The sequence below is a fragment of the Terriglobia bacterium genome (genome assembly GCA_032252755.1).
Lineage (GTDB): Bacteria > Acidobacteriota > Terriglobia > Terriglobales > Acidobacteriaceae > JAVUPY01.
Genome location: JAVUPY010000071.1, coordinates 36,437 through 55,512 on the forward strand (window position 1 = coordinate 36,437; position 19,076 = coordinate 55,512).

At 58.0% G+C, this 19,076-nt stretch carries 18 protein-coding genes and 1 pseudogene; 13 read left to right on the forward strand and 6 right to left on the reverse strand.

The features are described 5' to 3' along the window. Positions 1-2: 2 nt before the first annotated feature. On the forward strand, positions 3-731 hold the full coding sequence (locus ROO76_18280) for a 1-acylglycerol-3-phosphate O-acyltransferase (protein ID MDT8070118.1): 729 nt from the start codon (positions 3-5) through the stop codon (positions 729-731). On the opposite strand, the gene ROO76_18285 is transcribed toward ROO76_18280, so the two are convergent. From ROO76_18285 to lpxD, 3 genes are all read right to left on the reverse strand, one after another. Beyond that, positions 709-1,062 (reverse strand): hypothetical protein, encoded by a 354-nt coding sequence (locus ROO76_18285; protein MDT8070119.1) that lies wholly within the window; start codon positions 1,060-1,062, stop codon positions 709-711. The two genes, ROO76_18280 and ROO76_18285, sit on opposite strands and share 23 nt — an antisense overlap. A gap of 71 nt (positions 1,063-1,133) precedes the next feature. Next, complete coding sequence (locus ROO76_18290; protein ID MDT8070120.1) at positions 1,134-1,931, reverse strand: response regulator; 798 nt, start codon at positions 1,929-1,931, stop codon at positions 1,134-1,136. A 47-nt stretch (positions 1,932-1,978) separates the two neighbouring features. Next, a complete protein-coding gene (lpxD, locus tag ROO76_18295) occupies positions 1,979-2,989 on the reverse strand; it encodes a UDP-3-O-(3-hydroxymyristoyl)glucosamine N-acyltransferase (protein ID MDT8070121.1) in 1,011 nt (336 codons plus the stop codon). A gap of 188 nt (positions 2,990-3,177) precedes the next feature. Here lpxD and ROO76_18300 point away from each other — a divergent pair, with 188 nt between their 5' ends. Next, a complete protein-coding gene (locus tag ROO76_18300) occupies positions 3,178-3,855 on the forward strand; it encodes an SDR family NAD(P)-dependent oxidoreductase (protein MDT8070122.1) in 678 nt (225 codons plus the stop codon). A gap of 52 nt (positions 3,856-3,907) precedes the next feature. On the opposite strand, the gene ROO76_18305 is transcribed toward ROO76_18300, so the two are convergent. From ROO76_18305 to lysS, 3 genes are all read right to left on the reverse strand, one after another. Continuing rightward, positions 3,908-4,273, reverse strand: coding sequence for a YbjQ family protein (locus ROO76_18305; protein MDT8070123.1), 366 nt, complete (start codon positions 4,271-4,273; stop codon positions 3,908-3,910). Positions 4,274-4,410: 137 nt separating this feature from the next. After that, positions 4,411-5,901 carry a pyridoxal-dependent decarboxylase gene (locus tag ROO76_18310; protein MDT8070124.1) on the reverse strand — a complete coding sequence of 497 codons (1,491 nt, stop codon included), beginning with the start codon at positions 5,899-5,901 and terminating at the stop codon, positions 4,411-4,413. A 125-nt stretch (positions 5,902-6,026) separates the two neighbouring features. Further along, positions 6,027-7,589, reverse strand: coding sequence for a lysine--tRNA ligase (lysS, locus tag ROO76_18315; GenBank protein MDT8070125.1), 1,563 nt, complete (start codon positions 7,587-7,589; stop codon positions 6,027-6,029). Positions 7,590-7,775: 186 nt separating this feature from the next. Between lysS and ROO76_18320 the strand changes: the two are divergent. The 11 genes and pseudogenes from ROO76_18320 (at position 7,776) to ROO76_18370 (ending at position 19,006) form a co-directional block, all read left to right on the forward strand. Further along, a pseudogene (locus ROO76_18320) lies at positions 7,776-8,149 on the forward strand (GxxExxY protein). A gap of 206 nt (positions 8,150-8,355) precedes the next feature. After that, complete coding sequence (ndhC, locus tag ROO76_18325; GenBank protein ID MDT8070126.1) at positions 8,356-8,712, forward strand: NADH-quinone oxidoreductase subunit A; 357 nt, start codon at positions 8,356-8,358, stop codon at positions 8,710-8,712. Positions 8,713-8,839: 127 nt separating this feature from the next. Then, positions 8,840-9,556 carry an NADH-quinone oxidoreductase subunit C gene (locus ROO76_18330; GenBank protein MDT8070127.1) on the forward strand — a complete coding sequence of 239 codons (717 nt, stop codon included), beginning with the start codon at positions 8,840-8,842 and terminating at the stop codon, positions 9,554-9,556. After that, positions 9,553-10,701: an NADH-quinone oxidoreductase subunit D gene (locus ROO76_18335; protein ID MDT8070128.1), complete on the forward strand. Its 1,149-nt coding sequence runs from the start codon at positions 9,553-9,555 to the stop codon at positions 10,699-10,701. The genes ROO76_18330 and ROO76_18335 overlap by 4 nt, the downstream gene beginning before the upstream one ends. Beyond that, complete coding sequence (gene nuoH / locus ROO76_18340; protein MDT8070129.1) at positions 10,701-11,981, forward strand: NADH-quinone oxidoreductase subunit NuoH; 1,281 nt, start codon at positions 10,701-10,703, stop codon at positions 11,979-11,981. The genes ROO76_18335 and nuoH overlap by 1 nt, the downstream gene beginning before the upstream one ends. Further along, on the forward strand, positions 11,978-12,439 hold the full coding sequence (locus ROO76_18345) for an NADH-quinone oxidoreductase subunit I (GenBank protein MDT8070130.1): 462 nt from the start codon (positions 11,978-11,980) through the stop codon (positions 12,437-12,439). The genes nuoH and ROO76_18345 overlap by 4 nt, the downstream gene beginning before the upstream one ends. After that, complete coding sequence (locus tag ROO76_18350; GenBank protein ID MDT8070131.1) at positions 12,436-12,954, forward strand: NADH-quinone oxidoreductase subunit J; 519 nt, start codon at positions 12,436-12,438, stop codon at positions 12,952-12,954. Before ROO76_18345 ends, ROO76_18350 begins: the two co-directional genes overlap by 4 nt. A gap of 2 nt (positions 12,955-12,956) precedes the next feature. After that, a complete protein-coding gene (gene nuoK / locus ROO76_18355; protein MDT8070132.1) occupies positions 12,957-13,262 on the forward strand; it encodes an NADH-quinone oxidoreductase subunit NuoK in 306 nt (101 codons plus the stop codon). 110 nt (positions 13,263-13,372) lie between these two features. After that, positions 13,373-15,754, forward strand: coding sequence for an NADH-quinone oxidoreductase subunit L (gene nuoL, locus ROO76_18360; protein ID MDT8070133.1), 2,382 nt, complete (start codon positions 13,373-13,375; stop codon positions 15,752-15,754). A 21-nt stretch (positions 15,755-15,775) separates the two neighbouring features. After that, positions 15,776-17,410 carry an NADH-quinone oxidoreductase subunit M gene (locus ROO76_18365; GenBank protein MDT8070134.1) on the forward strand — a complete coding sequence of 545 codons (1,635 nt, stop codon included), beginning with the start codon at positions 15,776-15,778 and terminating at the stop codon, positions 17,408-17,410. Between the two features lie 18 nt (positions 17,411-17,428). Next, the gene (locus ROO76_18370) at positions 17,429-19,006 is read left to right on the forward strand and encodes an NADH-quinone oxidoreductase subunit N (GenBank protein ID MDT8070135.1); all 1,578 of its coding nucleotides are present in this window, start codon (positions 17,429-17,431) and stop codon (positions 19,004-19,006) included. Positions 19,007-19,076: the final 70 nt, after the last annotated feature.

Consider the following 19,076-nt stretch of genomic DNA (forward strand, 5'->3'; position numbering starts at 1 on the left):
GGATGCTTCGCGCGGCGCTTCTACTCGTCTACTTCGGACTCTACACGGTCGTCGCGGGTCTCGTTGGCTTTTCCGCGATGTTCATCACCGGCAGCGTTGATTTCCTCTACAAGATCGCCGTTGGTGGCGCGTTGTTCGGCACACGACTGGTGGGCATCCGCTCGGAAGTTATCGGTCGCGAGCAACTGGATCCGAAGCAGACCTACATCTTCATGGCCAACCACGTGTCGAATATCGATCCACCCGTGTTCGTGCCGCTGATCGGCCGTCGCGTATTCATCCTGGTCAAGAAGGAATTGTTTCGAATCCCCGTGCTCGGTCACGCCATGCAGAAGGCGCAATTCATTGCTGTGGACAGGGAGAACAGGGATGCGGCGGTCGAAAGTGTAAAGCAGGCCATCGAAGTACTGCGTACCGGATTGAGCATGATGGCCTATCCCGAGGGCACCCGCTCCCGGGACGGCAAGTTGCTGCCGTTCAAAAAAGGCCCGTTTCACCTGGCCATGGATTCCGGCATTCCGGTCGTGCCCGTGACCATCGTCGGAGCGCACGAGATCTGGCCGAAGGGGTATTTCCGTATCACACCCGGGAAGATCACGATTGTTTTCCACGCGCCGATAGATCCGCATGCCCTGGCGTCCCGCGAAGAATTGATGGAGCTCGTGCGTGCGAATATCGAAAGCGCTCTGCCGGAGAAGTATCGCTCTACTATGGAGTCGCGGCCGCAGTGACATTCATCGCCGAATCCACCGTAAGCGTAATGCCCGGTGGACACGAACCCTTGGAGATGTCGATTGGCTTCGGTGAATACTGCTTCCCCGTGCCATCGACGAACCGCAAGTGATAGGTGCAGGGCCCGCTGACGAAGACCCACTTGTGGTTAGACGAGCCTGCTGGCAGGGCTTCTATCCCGTAAGTCCCACCCGGGTAGTCCACCTCAATCGAATGCAGGGGGACGCCACTCTTGTTGATCACGATCGTATGAAACTGTTGCTTATGACTCCAGCAACCGAAAGAGAAGACCGCGGCGAGAAGGGCGGCAACAATGAGCAAGCGTTGCATCAGTCAAGTGTAATCGGGAAATCTGGTAATCGAAAAATGCACATCCAATAAAAACGCACTTCAATAACAGGTTATTTTCGTTGGATCAGCCTTGCCGTTAACACTACGCCGTCTCTGCCGTCGTGCAGTTTGATCGGGAAGACGAGGACATTCCAGTCCCAGTGAGTCGATTGCACCGGCAAGTGTGGCGTCCCGCCACGCCCCCTCCGATCGATATAGGTCTCGTGGGTGTCGGCCACGGTACGCAGGATATCCCGCCACTCGTCCTCCACTTCCCGGGGTAGTTCGCCGAGATCGTTGAATAGGTTCTTGCCCGGGAACCACACGTTCTTCTTCTTGTGAAGTGCCGCGTAGTACGGGTTCACAAACTGCCAGTTGCCCTGGCGGTCAAGAACCTCAAGTACTACATCATCTCCCATTGCTAAGCTGATCTTGGAGTAATAGAAATTACGTGAGTCAACTACGACAGGCTGGCCGCGCTTCTTGGCCTCGAAACTCCGCAGCGCGGCAACCAGGTCGTCAACCGAACTGTAGCCCTTAAGGAGATGCATGTCCGCAATCCCGCCGAACTGCCGTTCCAGGGTCGCCGATAAAATGATGATGGGAACCTGCGGACGTTTCTGACGAAGCGTCTCAGCCACATCGGTGCCGAACTTACCCGCTCCGAGATGGTAGTCCAGTACGGCGATGTCGATCTGGTGCAACTTCCGTTCCGCTTCTTCAATCGAGGCCGAGGTCACGACCTCGTAACCCTTCTGCCGAAGGATGGCAGAGCGCAGCAACAGGTTCTCCTGCAGATCGTCGAGCAGGAGAACTCGAATCGGATGCTTATCATGACTGCGCGAGTCAAACGACCGCACTTCACCCATGGGTTCTTTCCCGGAACGTTGGATGCACTAAAACCCCACTCAACAGATTATTCTTCGCCCAGCTTCTTTGCCAGCTTTCTGATAGTTTTCGCCAACTCTGGAAGCTTATTGAACACGGCTACGGCTCGCAGCCAGTCACGGTTGGCGATTGCCGGGTAGCCGCTGACCATGGCACCCGCATCGACATCGCTGGGAATGCCGGATTGCGCGGTGGCGATAGCGCCGTCGCCGACAATGCAGTGTCCCGCAACGCCGACCTGGCCCGCGAGAACCACGTTTGTCCCTACTTCGGTGGACCCGGCAAGACCAACCTGCGAGCACAGCATGCTGTGTTCGCCAACGCGAGAGCCGTGCCCAACCTGCACAAGGTTATCGATCTTGGCATCGCGCATGATTCGCGTCTCCCCTACAGAGGCGCGATCGATACACGCATTGGACTGCACCTCAACATTATCTTCGATTACGACCACGCCGGATTGCACGATCTTGTGCCAGCCTTCCCCGTCACGTGCAAACCCAAATCCGTCTCCGCCGATCACTACCCCATTCTGCAGGACAACGTTGTTGCCCACCCGGCAGAACTCACGCACAACCGAATGCGCGTGTGCGAAGAAGTTGTCGCCGATCTGGGCACCCCGATAGATGACTACATGTGCAAGGAGTACGGCGTTGGTACCAATAGCGACTTCGTCGTCGATGACGCAATAGGGCCCGATGTGGGCGTTTGAGCCAATCTTGGCCCCCTTGTGAACGACGGCGGTGGGGTGAATCCCGGGCCCATACTTTGGCGGCTGATAAAACAGTTCCAGGGCATGTGCAAAGGCGAGATACGGGTTCGCGCTGCGCAACACCGGTCGTCCCCCGATGGCAAAGTCTTCGGAGACTATGATCGCCGCAGCCTGAGTTTTCTGTGCGAGGCTGGCATACTTCACATTCGAGATAAAGGTCAGGTGTTCCGGCCCCGCATCTTCAATGCCGGACAGACCCGAGATATCCAGGTCGTCAGGAGCATTCTCGACACGCGCGCCAATGGCGGTGGCGATAGTGGAGAGCTTCATAAAAAGAGGGTACTAGGTGCTGAGTGCCGGGTAAAGCGCAGATCGCCTGCCAGGGAGAAGCGGGAAATCGTAGAGTCTCGGGAACAAATGCGGAGATCAGCTGCTACCGCTTTCCTTTAAGATTCTGTAACTTTTGATGAGGTTTTTTGTCAGATGACCTGAGTTGATTCCTCGAACAAGGACAAACGATGAAAGGGAAGATTGTACTCATCACCGGCGCAAACGGCGGACTTGGAATGGCTGTCACCAACGCGTTTCTGGATGCCGGGGCGACCGTCGTCGGCGTATCGCGCAGCATTCGCCACGGCGATTTTGCCAGCCCAAACTTTGCCGCTTACCCAGCCGATATAACGCAGTCGCAGGCCGCCCGCGATCTGATTGCACAGGTTGTGGGGAAGTACAGGCGTATTGATGTTCTGGTGCACGTGACGGGCGGTTTCGCGGCTGCGAGAATTGACGAAACCGACGACGTCACATGGACAAAGATGCGCGATCTGAACCTCTCGTCAGCGTTCTACATTGCGCGGGAAGTGATCAAAGCCATGCGAAAGTCCGGTGGCGGGCGCTTGATCGCGATCGGCAGCCTTGCCGCCGTGGAGCCGCATGCTTCGCTCGGCGCCTACGCGACTTTCAAATCGGCCCTGACCATGTTGTATCGGACGATCGCGCTGGAAAATCAGGACAAGAACATAAGCGCCAACGTGATACTGCCAGGAACCATGGACACCCAGGCGAACCGGACCGCGATGCCCGACGCGGATCCGTCGAAGTGGGTGCAACCTGCCGACGTCGCAAAAGTCGCGCTATTGCTGGCTGGCGTTGAAGGCTCCCGGATCAATGGAGCGTTAATACCGGTGTCTCGATGAGGGGAAGCCCACATCTGGCGAAAGCGCAGATGTGGGCAGCGTTGGTGCGAGCTCATTGCGCTTTCTGCTTTATTACCACTGCTGTCCCGTACGCCAAAACTTCCGTTACTCCATTCATTATCTCAGTAGCATCGTAGCGCGCGCCGATAATCGCATTCGCGCCGATTTCGCTCGCATGCCGAATCATCAACTCAAAGGCCTCTAGTCGCGTCTTCTCGCACAGTTCTGAAAGGATCGTGATGTTCCCGCCCGCAAGCGTCTGCAAGCCTGCGCCAATGGTGCCGAAGATGGAGCGTGAGCGCACGGTGATTCCGCGTACGACACCAAGGTTCTTCACAATGTCATAACCGTCGATGTCGAATGCCGTGGTAACAAAATTAGGATGCACGCCGGATGCCGGCACCTGCGATGTGGCCATGGTATCCCTCCCAGGGTACAGAAAGGATACGGGAGCGGGCCCGGAAAGGACGCAACAATTAAGGGCGGCCCTGAAGGCGGTGCCTCAGGTTCAGGCCATCTTTGCGCGTTGCCCTGGTCTCGGGAGCCGCAAGAGGCCTACTTCAGTGAAGGCTGGCTGTTGAGTGCTGACTGTGCAACCTTCGCAGCCGCCCGTGTCAGGGCCTCCTGCAGCAACTTCAGATTATGCTCATCGGTAAAGTAGCTGATGATCATCATCCGGCAAACGCTCCGACCCGCGACATTGGTATGACTGATCCAGAGCTTGCCATCTCGCGTGACCTCGTCGATAAGGGCCTTATGGGCCGCTGCGAGTTCCTGCTCCGGCAAATCCAGCTTCAGGCGGAAGTTCAGGATCGTTAATTTTGGCGGGACCGCCAACTCGAAATTACTACTCTTGCGGAACCACTCGGCCATCTGTCCGGCGAGCCGCATCTGTCGATCGATCAGTTCTTCGTAAGCTTGGCGACCATGAACGCGAAGAGTCAGCCAGAGCTTCAGCGAGTTCATGCGTCGCGACCACTGCGCGCTGACCTTAAAATTGTCGATCAGATTGGGATCATCTACGCGCGGCATATAGGGCGTGACCACGGCAAACGCCCGTTCTAGCATCTCGGGCCGTGAAGTCAGCACGACACCCGCTGCGAATGGCATTGAAAGCCACTTGTGCGGATCGATGGTGATCGAGTCAGCCAGTTCGATGCCACGCACAAGGTCGCGATGCTTGTCACTGAAGATCGCGGCCGCACCGTACGCCCCGTCCACGTGCAGCCAAAGATCGTGTTTCCTGGCGATCCTCGAGAGTGCAACGATGTCGTCCACGGCGCCGGAGTTGGTGGTGCCGGCAGTCGCGACGATGCAGAAAGGTTCTTTTCCGGCGGCGCGGTCTTCGAGAATAGCCCGCTCGAGTTGGTCCACGTCGAACATGGCGCGCTTATCCACTGCAATGCGGCGCAGTGCCTTGCGGCCGAGACCGAGCAGGCCGGCGGACTTGTCCAGCGAGTGGTGCGACTCGGAAGAGGCATAGATAATCGGCTGCGCGCCGATACTGGCAATCCCGTTCTCTACGGAGTTCGGGAAATACGCAGCTAGTGCGAGCGCCAGGGCTGTAAAATTCGCTTCATTGCCCCCGCTGGTGAAGGTTCCATCGCAGCAACGCTGGCCGTTCGCGGGATTTTCACCGGCCCCAACCTTCTTCCAGCCGACTCGCTCGGCGATCCAGCGAACCGTCTCGGCTTCGATCTTCGACGCCAGTTGTGAGCGCGCGAGCGTCGCCAGCTGCGGGTTCAATGCGGCAACCAAAGCTTCGGCGAGCACCGCGATGTAAGTCGGCGCCGGGTTCATCAGCCCGAAGTAGTTGGCGCTGGGAACGTGAAAGCCTTTATCAATGAGTTCGCTCGTGGCTTCACGCAGTACTGCCTCGGCGCTCTCACCCAATTCCGGCATCTTGTCCGTGAGCGCCCCGAAGGTCCGCTCATCCAGCGGAAGCTGCACGTTGCGATTGGGCAGGGAAGAGAAATAATCGTTGAGGGCGTCTATAAGCTGGTATCCCAGCTTGCGACGGGTCCCCGGGTCAAATTGGAAAGACATGAAGCAGTTCTCAGTTCCGGATCTCCGTTCTTCTGGTGCGGCCAAGAATCGAAGTCCATGGTTGTGGTCGCGTGGTCGCGACGGTCAATTGTTAGAGTCCCTGTGGAGCGCCTTGGACGCAAAAGCTACGCGCCGCTCTCGGATTTCAACACTTCTTCCTCTTCTTCTCCGGCCTTCCGCGGCTTCATCAGCGGGAAAAGAATGACGTCGCGAATCGAGTTCGATCCCGTCAGCAGCATCGTGATCCGATCGATCCCGATCCCTTCGCCGCCGGTTGGTGGCATTCCGAAGCTCAGGGCGCGGATGTAATCCTCGTCCATCTGGTGAGCCTCTTCGTCGCCACGCGCTCGCTCCGAGAGTTGCTGTTCGAAGCGCCTGCGCTGCTCCTCCGGATCGTTCAACTCGCTGAATGCGTTGGCGATTTCCATTCCGCCGGCGTAAAGCTCGAACCGTTCCACCCACTCTTCCGGTTCGTCGCGCTTGTTCTTGGAAAGTGGCGAGATGGCGAGCGGGAAGTCGTAAATGAACGTCGGCTGGAACAAGTGCTCCTCGGCGACGGCCTCGAAGATGTCGGCGATGACGCGGCCGTCGGGTGCGGAGACGTCGAGCGGGAAATTGATATGAGCTTGCTGAAGCGCACGACCAAAGTTCACGAGTTTGTCGTGACTCGCGAAATCGTCCATGGAGGGCTTAGGGCCGGCGCTTTCCGGCCAGAATTCGCGGATGGCTTCGCGCATGCTCAGGCGGCGGAACTTGCTCCAATCGACCTCCTGTCCCTGGAAACTCGCGACGGGCATACCGTTAACCTCGATCGCGACAGTCTTCAGCAGCTCTTCGGTGAAATCCATCAGGTCGTGATAGTCGGCGTACGCCCAGTAGAACTCGAGCATAGTGAACTCGGGGTTGTGCTGAGTCGAGATGCCTTCGTTGCGGAAGTTGCGATTGATCTCGTAAACGCGGTCAAGGCCCCCGACGGTAAGTCGCTTGAGGTAAAGTTCGGGCGCGATGCGAAGGTAGAGATCGATGTCCAGCGTGTTGTGATGCGTCACAAACGGCCGCGCTGCGGCGCCACCATATAGGGGCTGCATCATCGGCGTTTCGACTTCGATGAAACCGCGGGTGTCGAAGAAGTTGCGGATCGCACGAACGATCCTGGCGCGTTTCTCGAAGACTGCGCGCACCTCCGGGTTCATGATCAGATCGACATAACGCTGGCGATACCGCAGTTCGACATCCTGCAGGCCGTGCCACTTTTCCGGCAGCGGCAGTAGATCCTTGGCAAGGAACGTGATCTCTTTAACATGAACCGTAAGTTCGCCTGTTCGCGTACGAAAGAGGTACCCTTCGACGCCGATGTGGTCGCCGTTGTCGAGTAGTTGCTTGAACAGTTCGAATCCCTTTTCACCAACATCGTCTTTCCTGACGTAGATCTGCAAGCGCTCGCCGCCCTGCTGCAAATGGGCAAACCCAGCCTTTCCCATTAGACGTGGGGTCATCATCCGGCCCGCAACGCGCACGTTTACCCGGTCGGCCTCGAGTTGCTCTCCGTTGCTGGCGGAGTACTTCTCGACGATCTCGGGGACGGTGTGCGTATAGGTGAACTTGTAGGGGTAGGCCGGCTGGCCCAGCGCTTCAATCTTCTTCAGCTTCTCTTTGCGTATGGCGTAAATATCGTCGGCTAAGGACAAGAGGGACCTCGTATGGGGAACGGTCGATTATAAAGGACGGGAAAACCTACTCACCACAGAGACACTGAGGCGCAGAGAATTTCAGGCGAAAACCAAAATGGGAAGATACGCAGCAGCGATGTTGAAAAGCTGTGCAGTGCGGTCGCCAGACGAATGAGAATAGGTGCATGTCTTGGGCTGGTCTGAATGTCGTGGGACGAGAGAGATCCTCTCACCTATGAGGTAATTGGGGCTGCGATTTGAGGTTCATAGGGCACTGGGCCCGGGGTTGATGGAATCCGCCTACGAGGAATGCCTCTGTCATGAATTGTTCTTGCGGTCACTGTCATTCAAGCGTCAGGTTCCGATTCCTTTAGTCTACAAAGAAATTCATCTCGAGTGCGCGTACTACGCTGACATTGTTGTGGCTGAAAGTCTTGTGCCAACTGAAGGCTGTGGAAAGCATTGCCAAAATTCACGAGGCACAACTGCTGACCTACATGAAACTGCTCGGTCTCAAGAAAGGTTTACTCGTAAACTTCCACTCCCCGGTACTCAAGGACGGCATAGTACCCGGGTAACTTTAGGCTTTTAAGAATCCAGTCCCTCTGTGCCTCTGTGTCTCTGTGGTGCATGGGTTTTAGTGACCTAAATCACAGACCCCCCGTTCACTCTCTTTGTATCGTTGAACTCGGCCGGTTTGGGGCGTAGTATGCCCCTTTCTGGCGGAAGGCAGCTGTCTTTCTCGGCAGTTAGACCGCTTCTGCAGTTGGGAGAAACGAGGGTCATGCCCCAGAATTATGTCCCCATCTTCATATTTGCCCTGGTCGCGTTCCTGGTGGGCGCCGGGACCGTCGCGCTTTTTGCGCTGGTTCGGCCGCGCCAGCCCGACAAGATCAAGTTAATGCCGTACGAATGCGGCATTGACCCATTCGACCAGGCGCGCAAGCGCTACACCATTCGCTTCTACATCGTCGCCATCCTGTTTGTTGTGTTCGACGTGGAAACGATTTTCCTGTTCCCTTGGGCCGTCCAGTACAAGGCGCTCGGCGTCTTCGGCTTTGTCGAAATGCTGATCTTCCTGGGAATCCTGATCGTCGGGTACGTGTGGATCTGGAAGAAGGGCGCTCTGGAATGGGTCTAGCCGCTGCCCATCGCAGTGTGATCAAGATCACTAAGCAATGTGAGTGGCGACCGTCACTGCAGGCCCTTGTGGCTGCTATAACTTAGCGTTCGGGATGATCGCTCTAACCACCCAGGAATAAGCCAGAATGGCAGACGAAACTAAACCCAGTACTCCGCCTGAAGGAACTCCCCAGGAGCCGGCAAAACCAGCTGAAGCGAAGCCTGCCGCAGAGGAAGCCAAGCCAGAGGGGGCCGCTCCCGCTGTCGCGCCGCCAAAGCCTGGCCCAGCGGCACCAAAACCCGCTGCTTCCGTCGCCGCTGCTCCGAAACCACCCGCCGCTCCACCAAAGCCCCCGGTTCCGACGCCCCAGTCACTCGATACCGAGCTAACGCGCCGCCTGAAGCAGACCTATGGCTCCGGTGTTGAGGCGTTCAGTTATGTTGGGCAGAACTATCTCGTCCTGGGCAGCGACATCGTCCACGATGTCCTGCACGTTTTGGCGCACGACGAGGGGTTCGATTACTGCGTCGATCTCACTGCGGTTCATTACCCGAAGAACGAGAGGCCGTTCGAGATCGTTTACATCCTTTATTCGTTCTCAAAGAACGAGCGCCTGCGAGTTAAGACCACGGTCGCCGAAGGCGAAGAGGTTCCGACGGTCACGGATATATGGCCTACCGCCGACTGGCTTGAGCGCGAAGTGTTCGACATGTTCGGCGTCGTCTTCGCCGGACACCCGAACCTCAAGCGCATCCTGCTTCCGGATGGCTGGAAGGGCTACCCGCTGCGCAAGGACTACTCGATCCTGCTCCAGGACAAGGAGTGGGTGCAGATCAACCTGGGAATTGAGAGCGGCCAATGAGCGATTTCTACGAAGATATTGATACCGTCGGACCGGATACCAAGACCTATCTCGATTCCGACGAACTCGTGCTCAACATGGGGCCGCAGCACCCGTCCACCCACGGCGTGCTTCGCGTCATCCTGAAGTTGGACGGCGAGAAGGTCCTCGGTACCGAGTCCATCATCGGCTACCTGCATCGCGGTGTCGAAAAGATCGCCGAGAACCGCACCTACGCGCAGTTCAATCCCTACGTCGACCGCATGGATTACGTCGCAGCCGTTTCGAACGGGCTAGGCTACTGCCTCGCAGTCGAAAAGCTGCTGAACACCGAAGCGCCGCCCCGCGCGCAGTACATTCGCGTGATCCTCACGGAATTGAATCGAATCGCCAGTCACCAGCTCTGGCTCGGCACTCACGCGCTCGACATCGGGGCGATCACTCCGTTGTTCTATACGTTCCGCGATCGGGAAGAGATCCTGAAGATCTTCGAGAAGTACTGTGGCGCGCGCCTCACGACGCACGCCTTCCGCATCGGCGGCACGCAATACGAAACGTACGAAGGTTTCGAAAAAGATTGCCTTGCGTTCTGCGACTTCGTTCTGCCGAAGATCGACGAGTACGAAACGCTGCTCTCCACCAACCGCATCTGGGTGGAGCGCACAAGGAACGTCGGCCTCATCAGCGGGAAGGACGCGATCGCTCTCGGCGTGACCGGACCAGTGCTTCGGGCGTCGGGCGTTCGCTGGGACCTTCGTAAAGCCCAGCCGTACTCGAGCTACGACAAATTCGATTTCGAGATTCCCATCGGCCTGAATGGTGACACGTACGACCGGTACATCGTGCGCATCCAGGAGATGCGGCAGTCGGTACGCATCATCCGCCAGGCCGTCGAGAACCTTCCGACCGGCCCGATCATGGCGAAGATTCCGAAGGTTTTGAAGCCTCCGGTCGGCGAGATTTACCACTCTATCGAGGCGCCTAAGGGCGAACTCGGTTACTTCATCGTCAGTGACGGCTCCACGCAGCCTTATCGAATTCGCGTGCGGCCGCCATCCTTCGTCAATCTCCAGGCGCTCGACCTGATGGTGCGCGGCATGTTGGTTGCCGACGTCGTCGCCGTCATCGGAACGCTCGACATCGTCCTGGGAGAGGTGGACCGGTAATGGGCGCCTTTCTGAACTATCTGCACTCTAACGTGACCCCCGGCGAAGCAGGGAACTACATCTGGGCCACCATCTACATCCTGGTGATCTTCCTTGCCGTTTCCATCGCCGTCATCGCGATGAACTGGCTGGAGCGGAAGATCCTTGCGCATATGCAGATCCGCCTCGGGCCCATGCGAGTCGGACCGCACGGCCTTCTGCAGCCCTTCGCCGATGCCCTGAAGCTCCTGATTAAGGAAGACATCATCCCCGATGAGGCCGACAAGGTAGTCTTCTGGTTCGCGCCAGTTGCGGTGATGATGACGGCATTCACAACCTATCTCGTCATTCCGTTCGGCCGCACCCACGCCGTCACCGACATGAATATCGGCGTGCTGTTCATGCTGGGCGTTTCGTCCCTCGGCGTCCTCGGCATCATCATGGCCGGATGGTCTTCGAACTCGCACTATCCCCTGATGGGCTCGCTGCGCAGTTCGGCGCAGATGGTGAGTTACGAAGTGGCGATGGGTCTGGCGATCATCTCGGCGGTCATGATGACGAGTTTCAACGCAACCGGCGTCGGCACGTTGAGCATGCTCGGCATCGTCGAGGCGCAGCAGGCCCAGCACACCTGGTTCATCTTCAGCATGTTCCCGTTGGGGTTCGTCGCGTTCGCGGTCTTCGCCATTGCCATGGTTGCCGAGACCAACCGTGCACCGTTCGATCTGCCGGAAGCCGAATCGGAACTCGTCGCCGGGTTCCACACTGAGTACTCGGGCTTTCGCTGGTCTCTCTTCTTCCTGGCGGAATACGCGGCGATGATCGCCGTCAGCTCGATCGCTGTTACGCTCTGGCTCGGCGGATGGCTGCGGCCTTTCCCCAACTGGCTGCCCGGCCGTTCGTGGGACATCGCCTTCGGCCTCTTTCCGGCACTGACTTTCCTGATCCTCGCGGGCATGTGTTTTCTCGGCACCATTCGCATGCCGCGGATTCCACAGTTCAAAATTCAAACGCTCGGCCTCGCGGCTTTCGGCGCCCTGCTCGGTTTGATAGGGATCGTACTGCTCATCCCGGGCGTTCGCGACCGCGTGCTCGACATGTACTGGTTCTCGATCAAGGTCGCGTTCTTCATGTACCTCTACATCTGGTATCGCGGAACATTCCCGCGGTACCGCTTCGACCAGCTTATGAAGGTCGGCTGGAAGGTTCTGCTGCCGATCTCGCTGGCCGTGGTGATTCTGGTTGCGCTGGTGGGTCTGTTTACGCCGGCGACCCAAAGCGTTCTGGGGGTGTTGCGGTGAGTATCGCTCCTCTGCTTCGCAAGGTTTTTCTCGTCGACCTCATTAAGGGACTCTCGGTGACATTCCGTTACCAGCATCCGGACGAGGTCATCACCGAGCAGTATCCGCTGGAGCGTCCTGAGATTGCCGAACGCTATCGTGGCCAGCCGCGCATGAACGTCAATCCGGACACCGGCGAGACGCTGTGCATTGCCTGCGAGCTTTGCGCGCTGGCTTGCCCGGAAAAGCTGATCAAGATCACCAGCGAACGCAACCCGGTCACGAAGAAAAAAGAGCTGCGGACGTTCGCGTACGACACGAGCCGTTGCATGTTCTGCGGCTTGTGCGAAGAGGCTTGCCCGAGCGACGCGCTCGAGCTGAGCCAGGATTACGAGGCGGCGCTGTACAGCCGCGAAGGTTTCATTCTTGACCGCGAGCGCCTGGAGAAAGGCCCCTCGCCGACGGTGTACTCGCGATGACACCTGTAGCTACAACTTTTTTCTTCTACTTCCTTTCGATTGTCGCAGTAGCCGGTGCGCTCGTTACGATCACGCGGCGCAACCCGGTTCACTCGGCGCTGGCACTGATTTTCACGCTTCTTGCGTTGGCTGGGCTCTACCTCATGCTCTACGCCCCATTCGTCGCTGGCGTCCAGATCGTCCTCTATGCCGGCGGCATCATGGTGCTCTTCTTGTTCGTGATCATGCTGGTGAACATCGAGAAGGCCGAACTGGAAGAGCGCTTCAACAAGCAATGGTTTGTGGCACTGCTGGCGGCCGTGGCGTTAGGTGCGCTGTTGGTCTATGTGCTGCATCACGGGCAGAGCATCTTCCCGACTACAGTCGAGTTTGCCAGGAATCTTCCCGAAGCCCCGAACACCCAGCGCATCGGGATCGAGCTTTACCGGAATTACATGATGCCCTTTGAAATCGCGTCCCTGCTGCTGCTGGTCGCGATCGTCGGCGCCGTGGTCATGGCGAAGAAGAGAGTTTAGTTATGGGCGAGATCACAACACTGCACTACCTGGTTGTCGCTGCGGCGCTGTTCATCATCGGCGTCATTGGCGTGCTGACCCGCCGCAACGTGGTCATCATCCTGATGTCGATTGAGCTGATTTTGAACGCGGTCAACCTGAACCTGGTGGCATTTTCGCGGCTCTGGAACCTGCAAGGCCAGATCTTCTCCATCTTCGTCGTGGCAGATGCGGCCGCCGAAGCCGCCGTCGGGCTCGGCATTCTCATCGCCTTCTTCCGCAACAAGGAAACGGTGAACATGGACGAAGTGGATCTGCTGAAGTGGTGAGAGGGTACGAGGTACGAGGTTCTGGGTACGAGAAGAAGCATTTAAGAACGAGGAACGAAGAACCCAGTGAGACGGACTGGGAACTGAGAACCGGGAACTGAGATAAAACGATGTTTCTCGAACACATCTGGATCATCCCCCTGCTGCCGATGCTCGGCGCGGCCTCGATGTTCTTTTTCGGGCGGCGCATCAGCAAGCAAGCGGTGAACGCGATTTGCGTCGGCGTGGTGGTGCTGGCGTTTCTGTGGGCCTGCGGTTCGGTCTGGCAGTTCACGCATAGCGGCCAGCCTCATTTCGAAAAAGTGGTTTACACCTGGCTCGGCGATAATACCGGCAGCGTCCCGTTCACGGCAGTTGGCGGCCATCTCGCGAATTTCACCGCCGACGCCGGCTTCCTCCTCGATCCTCTTTCGTGCATCTGGCTGCTCTTTGTAACCGGCATCGGGATGCTGATCCACATCTACTCGGTCGGCTACATGGCACATGAAGGCGGGTACTACCGGTTCTTCGGGTACCTGAACCTGTTCATGTTCGCCATGCTCACGCTCGTGCTCGGTAACAACTACCTGATGATGTTCGTCGGGTGGGAAGGCGTGGGCCTGTGCTCGTACCTGCTGATCGGCTTCTATTTCCAGAAACACTCCGCCTCGACCGCCGCCAACAAGGCCTTCATAGTCAACCGCATCGGTGATGCTGGTGTCCTGATCGGCACCCTCACCCTCATGTGGTACTTCGGTACAGCGAAGTTCACCGAGATCAACCACGCCATTGCGGTCGGCAATTACCAGATCGGCGATCACTGGATCACATTGGCAACCATAGCGCTCTTTGTGGGCGCCTGCGGTAAATCGGCGCAACTGCCACTGTACGTCTGGCTGCCCGACGCAATGGAAGGTCCGACGCCGGTTTCAGCACTGATCCACGCCGCGACGATGGTCACCGCCGGCGTGTACATGGTGGCGCGTTCGAATGCCCTTTATCAGCTTGCTCCGCTCTCGATGGAGATCGTCGCAGTAGTGGGAGCGGTGACGGCCATCTTCGCCGCCTCCATCGGCCTCGTCCAGAACGACATAAAACGCGTGCTCGCCTACTCCACCGTTTCACAGCTCGGCTACATGTTCCTGGCGCTGGGTGTCGGGGCGTTCGCTGCCGGTGTCTTCCACGTCTTCACGCATGCGTTCTTCAAGGCCCTGCTGTTCCTCGGCTCCGGCTCAGTCATCCACGCCATGAGCGGCGAACAGGACATGCGGTTCATGGGCGATCTCGGAAAGAAGATCCCGACAACCTTCCGGACCATGTTCATCGGAACTTTGGCAATCGCGGGAATTCCTGGTCTGGCAGGCTTCTTCTCCAAGGACGAGATCCTCTGGCAGACATGGAGCAGCCCGCATGGCAGTCGAGTCCTCTGGGCGATCGGCTTCATCACAGCACTGATGACTGCGTTCTACATGTTCCGGCTCATCTACCTGACCTTCTACGGCAAGCCGCGCATGAGCCACGAGGTTGAGCACCACATCCACGAGTCCCCTAAGACAATGACCGTGCCGCTCATGATCCTCGCGGTGGGCGCGATCTTCGCCGGGTATCTCGGAGTACCGGCTTCGCTCGGCGGAAGCAATCGGTTCGAGAAGTTCCTGGAACCGGTGTTCGCCGTCGAAGCTCACGGTGCGACTACAACCGCTGAGGCCCTCGGAGCGAATCCGGAAGGGAGACTGGTTGAAGGTGCAAATCCCTCGAAGTTGACCGAAGGTGAGCAGGCCGCGAATCAGGCTGCTGCGGTGAACCAAGCTGCGAAAGAGGGCGAAGCTGCTGCGGGTGCTCCGCACAATGCGCATGAGATTGAGCCGTTTGAGTACATCCTGATGGGCGCATCGATCGCGGCTGCGCTGCTCGGCTGGTACTTCGGCCGCCGCTTCTACAAAGACGCTGACAAGGACTACAAGGAGCCGATCAACGAGGTGGCTCCGCCGGTGTATCGCACGCTGTTCAATAAGTATTGGGTCGACGAACTCTACGACTACCTCTTCACTGGCCGGCGCAAACTCGGCCCCGTTCGCCTCGGCGCGCAGGGACTCGGCGATGCGCTCTGGGTGTTCGACGCGAATGTCATTGATGGCGGAGTAAATGGCGCGGGCTGGCTGACGAAGTTCAGCGGTACGCTTTCGAACGCATGGGACAAGTGGATCATCGACGGGCTGTTCGTCAACGGCTCGGCTTACGCGACGCGTGGGCTCGGTTACCTGGCCCGACTCACCCAGTGGGGACTGGTGCAATGGTACGCGCTGGTCATGATCTTCGGACTGGTCGGTCTATCGTCGTACTACTTCGTTCCGGGAACAACCTGGCAGTGGCTCAGCGTGCATTGGTTTCTTTCTATCGTACTGTTCGTCCTGGCGCTGGTTGTAGGGGCGCTCGTGATCTGGATTGTCGGTCGCATTCAAACGCAGCAAGCCTTTAATGGGCCAAAGCTCGACGCTCAGTCTGGTGACTGAGAACAGGAACTGAGAACTTTTATGTATCAACATATTCTCTCGATCATTTTGTTCACACCCCTTGTGGGGGCGCTGATTCTCCTCTTCGTTCCGAAGGAGAACAAGAACGCGATCCGTTGGCTGGCGAACATCTTCGCCATGGCAGGATTCGCCGTGTCCCTGCCGCTGATTCCGTGGTTCTGGGCGGTGAAGAGCGAGCCCGGCTTCAAGTTCATCGAAGGCGCCGCGAACAACTGGATCCCGACTATCGGCGCGGGCTATCACCTCGGAATTGACGGCATCTCGTTCCTGCTCATCATACTGACGACGCTACTCGGGGCGATCTCGATCCTGTCGTCATGGGAAGCGATCCAGGACCGCACCAAGGAATATTACGTCTGGTTTCTCGTGCTGCAGACTGGCATGCTCGGCGTATTCATGTCGCTCGACTTCTTCCTGTTCTTCGTCTTCTGGGAAGCAATGCTGGTCCCAATGTATCTGCTGATCGGCATCTGGGGCGGCCCCCGCAAACTCTACGCCGCCATCAAGTTCTTCTTGTACACGCTGTTCGGCTCCGTGTTCATGCTGCTGAGCGTGCTGTTCCTGTACTTCTTCAATCACGCGCAGACCGGCATCTACACCTTCGATATTCCGAGCCTCTACCAGACCGCCTGGAAGATTCCGCAGGTTTACGGTCCGACCGCGGGCATCCTGCTCTTCGTAGGCTTCTTCCTCGGATTTGCCATCAAGGTCCCGATGTTCCCGTTCCACACGTGGCTTCCGGACGCGCACGTCGAAGCCCCCACGGCCGGTTCGGTCATCCTCGCAGGCGTCCTGCTGAAGATGGGAACGTATGGACTGATCCGCTTCTCGCTGCCGTTCTTCCCGGCCGTGGTTCAGTACCCGGCAGTACGCAACTGGATGATCGCTCTGTCGATCATCGGCATCATCTACGGCGCGCTGGTCTCTCTGATGCAGAAGGACATGAAGAAACTGGTGGCCTACTCCTCGGTCAGCCACCTCGGCTTCTGTACTCTCGGCATCTTTGCACTCAACTGGACCGGTATCTCGGGTTCGGTGATCCAGCAGATCAATCACGGCATTTCTACTGGCGCACTGTTCTTGATTGTCGGCATCCTGTATGAGCGGCGACATACGCGCGAAATCGCAGAATACGGCGGCATCGGCAACGTGATGCCTGTGTACGCGACCATCACGCTGATCGTCTTCCTGTCCTCGATGGGCCTTCCGCTGCTGAACGGCTTCGTCGGCGAGTTCACGATTCTGCAGGGCGCCTTCATGGCGAACAAGGCGTGGGCCATCTGGGCCGTCCCCGGCGTAGTTCTCGCCGCGGCCTACCTGCTCTGGCTCTATCAGCGAGTCTACTTCGGCAAGGTTACCAACCCGAAAAACGAGAAATTGGCGGATCTCACGCCTCGCGAGCTTGCGACCTTCGTTCCGCTCGTTGTGCTGGCATTCGCTATCGGAATCTACCCGAAGCCGCTCTTCCAAATTCTGGAGCAGCCTGTGAACGAGATCGTCATGCGCGTCCAGGCGCCAAATGGAATTCAAAACGCGACTGCGCCAGTTGGTGCCCCACATCTGCCGCAGTCAGCAGATGTGAGTCGAAATTCGCAAACCGCACCGCAGCCGAAGCTTGCCGCGGGCGTGCAGTAAGTCGGAAGGGAAACGATCGTGACCGGATGGTTGAGTTCGATTCTGGCGCACAACAGTGAGTACGCGGTGAACTATGCGTTATCGCTCCCGATGATCATGCTGACGCTGTTTGCGCTCGGCATCCTCATCATCGATCTCGTGCTCCCTAAACAATGGAAGCGTATCAATGCCCTCACGGCGCTCGGTGGTGTGGCCTTCGCGTTCGCCGCCACGGTAAAGCTACACCTGCAATTCCTGCGCGCTGAGAAGGCCGACGTTGTCATCAATATGTTCCCGGGCTTCATCGACAGTCTCGGCCACCCGGCAATGGCGCTCGACCGTTTCGCGATCTACTTCTACTACCTCTTCCTGCTCGGTACCGCGGTCGCCATCTTGATCTCCGTCCGTTACCTGGAAATCGAGCGCGAGGACCACGGCGAGTTCTACGCCCTCATGCTGTTCTCCGTCGTCGGCATGATGTGCATGGCCAGCGGCTACGACATCGTTCTTCTCTTCATCGGCCTGGAACTCATGGCTATCTCGACTTATGTGCTCGTCGGGTTCCTGCGGCGCGATCAGCGTTCGAATGAAGCCGCCCTGAAGTACCTGCTGCTGGGAGCATTCTCGTCTGGCATTTTTGCCTACGGACTGTCACTGCTCTACGGGCTCTCCGGTTCGACAAACTTGGGCGTGATCGCCGAAAAACTGCAGGATCGTTTCGCCCAGAATCCGCACGATCCCATCATCATCGTCGCCCTGCTGACGACCGCAACCGGACTGCTTTTCAAGATCGCCGCCGTTCCGTTCCACCAGTGGGCGCCGGATGCCTACGAAGGCGCGCCGACCAGCATCACTGGGTTTATGTCTGTGGCCGTGAAGGCCGCCGGATGGGCGCTGCTGCTCCGTGTTTTCTTGTTCGGCTTCTACCCCATCCGCAGCCTCTACATGCCGCTGCTCGTTTTCGTCTCGCTTGCCACCCTCACCGGCGGAAACCTTGCGGCGATTACGCAGACCAACCTCAAGCGCCTCCTGGCGTACTCATCCATCGCGCACGTTGGCTACATGCTGCTCGGCCTCGTTGCCAGCGACAATATTCGTAACCAGACGGGCATTCGCGGCATTCTCTTCTACCTGCTCGTATACGCCTTTATGAACCTCGGCGCGTTTGCGGTCATCACCTCGCTCCGGCGGCGCAACATAATTGGCGACGAGATCGACGACATCGCGGGCCTCTACTTCAAGCGTCCGGTCGAAGCCGTCCTCATGCTCTTCTTCCTGCTGTCGCTGGCCGGCATTCCGCCGCTGGCGGGCTTCTGGGGCAAGTACTTCATCTTCCTCAGCCTCATGGAGACCGGGCATTACGTGCTGGCTTCCGTTGGCGTCCTCTACGCGGTGGTCGCGCTCTACTACTACATGCGCGTTGCCAACGCCATGTTCATGAAGCAGGCGGCCGATGCCGAACCCATCCACCTCACGCCTGGCATGACCACGGCCCTGGCAGTAACGGCCTTGGGGACGATCGGAATCGGTGTCTTCCCGAACGCCTTCATGCAGTTCGTCAACTGGTCTCTGAGCGCGGCCGGAAACGTAACCAGCATCGCGCAGGCGGTCAGATAGCAGAACCCAAGCTAAGGCGCAGGAAGTCTCCGGGAAAGACTCCTTGCGCCTTGTTCTATTTCGGCCACTC

Bases quoted from the DNA above. Each gene is read 5' to 3' on its own strand.
- ROO76_18280 (MDT8070118.1), top strand. From the start codon at position 3: ATGCTTCGCGCGGCGCTTCTACTCGTCTACTTCGGACTCTACACGGTC.
- ROO76_18285 (MDT8070119.1), bottom strand. From the start codon at position 1,062: ATGCAACGCTTGCTCATTGTTGCCGCCCTTCTCGCCGCGGTCTTCTCT.
- ROO76_18290 (MDT8070120.1), bottom strand. From the start codon at position 1,931: ATGGGTGAAGTGCGGTCGTTTGACTCGCGCAGTCATGATAAGCATCCG.
- lpxD (MDT8070121.1), bottom strand. From the start codon at position 2,989: ATGAAGCTCTCCACTATCGCCACCGCCATTGGCGCGCGTGTCGAGAAT.
- ROO76_18300 (MDT8070122.1), top strand. From the start codon at position 3,178: ATGAAAGGGAAGATTGTACTCATCACCGGCGCAAACGGCGGACTTGGA.
- ROO76_18305 (MDT8070123.1), bottom strand. From the start codon at position 4,273: ATGGCCACATCGCAGGTGCCGGCATCCGGCGTGCATCCTAATTTTGTT.
- ROO76_18310 (MDT8070124.1), bottom strand. From the start codon at position 5,901: ATGTCTTTCCAATTTGACCCGGGGACCCGTCGCAAGCTGGGATACCAG.
- ndhC (MDT8070126.1), top strand. From the start codon at position 8,356: ATGCCCCAGAATTATGTCCCCATCTTCATATTTGCCCTGGTCGCGTTC.
- ROO76_18330 (MDT8070127.1), top strand. From the start codon at position 8,840: ATGGCAGACGAAACTAAACCCAGTACTCCGCCTGAAGGAACTCCCCAG.
- ROO76_18335 (MDT8070128.1), top strand. From the start codon at position 9,553: ATGAGCGATTTCTACGAAGATATTGATACCGTCGGACCGGATACCAAG.
- nuoH (MDT8070129.1), top strand. From the start codon at position 10,701: ATGGGCGCCTTTCTGAACTATCTGCACTCTAACGTGACCCCCGGCGAA.
- ROO76_18350 (MDT8070131.1), top strand. From the start codon at position 12,436: ATGACACCTGTAGCTACAACTTTTTTCTTCTACTTCCTTTCGATTGTC.
- nuoK (MDT8070132.1), top strand. From the start codon at position 12,957: ATGGGCGAGATCACAACACTGCACTACCTGGTTGTCGCTGCGGCGCTG.
- nuoL (MDT8070133.1), top strand. From the start codon at position 13,373: ATGTTTCTCGAACACATCTGGATCATCCCCCTGCTGCCGATGCTCGGC.
- ROO76_18365 (MDT8070134.1), top strand. From the start codon at position 15,776: ATGTATCAACATATTCTCTCGATCATTTTGTTCACACCCCTTGTGGGG.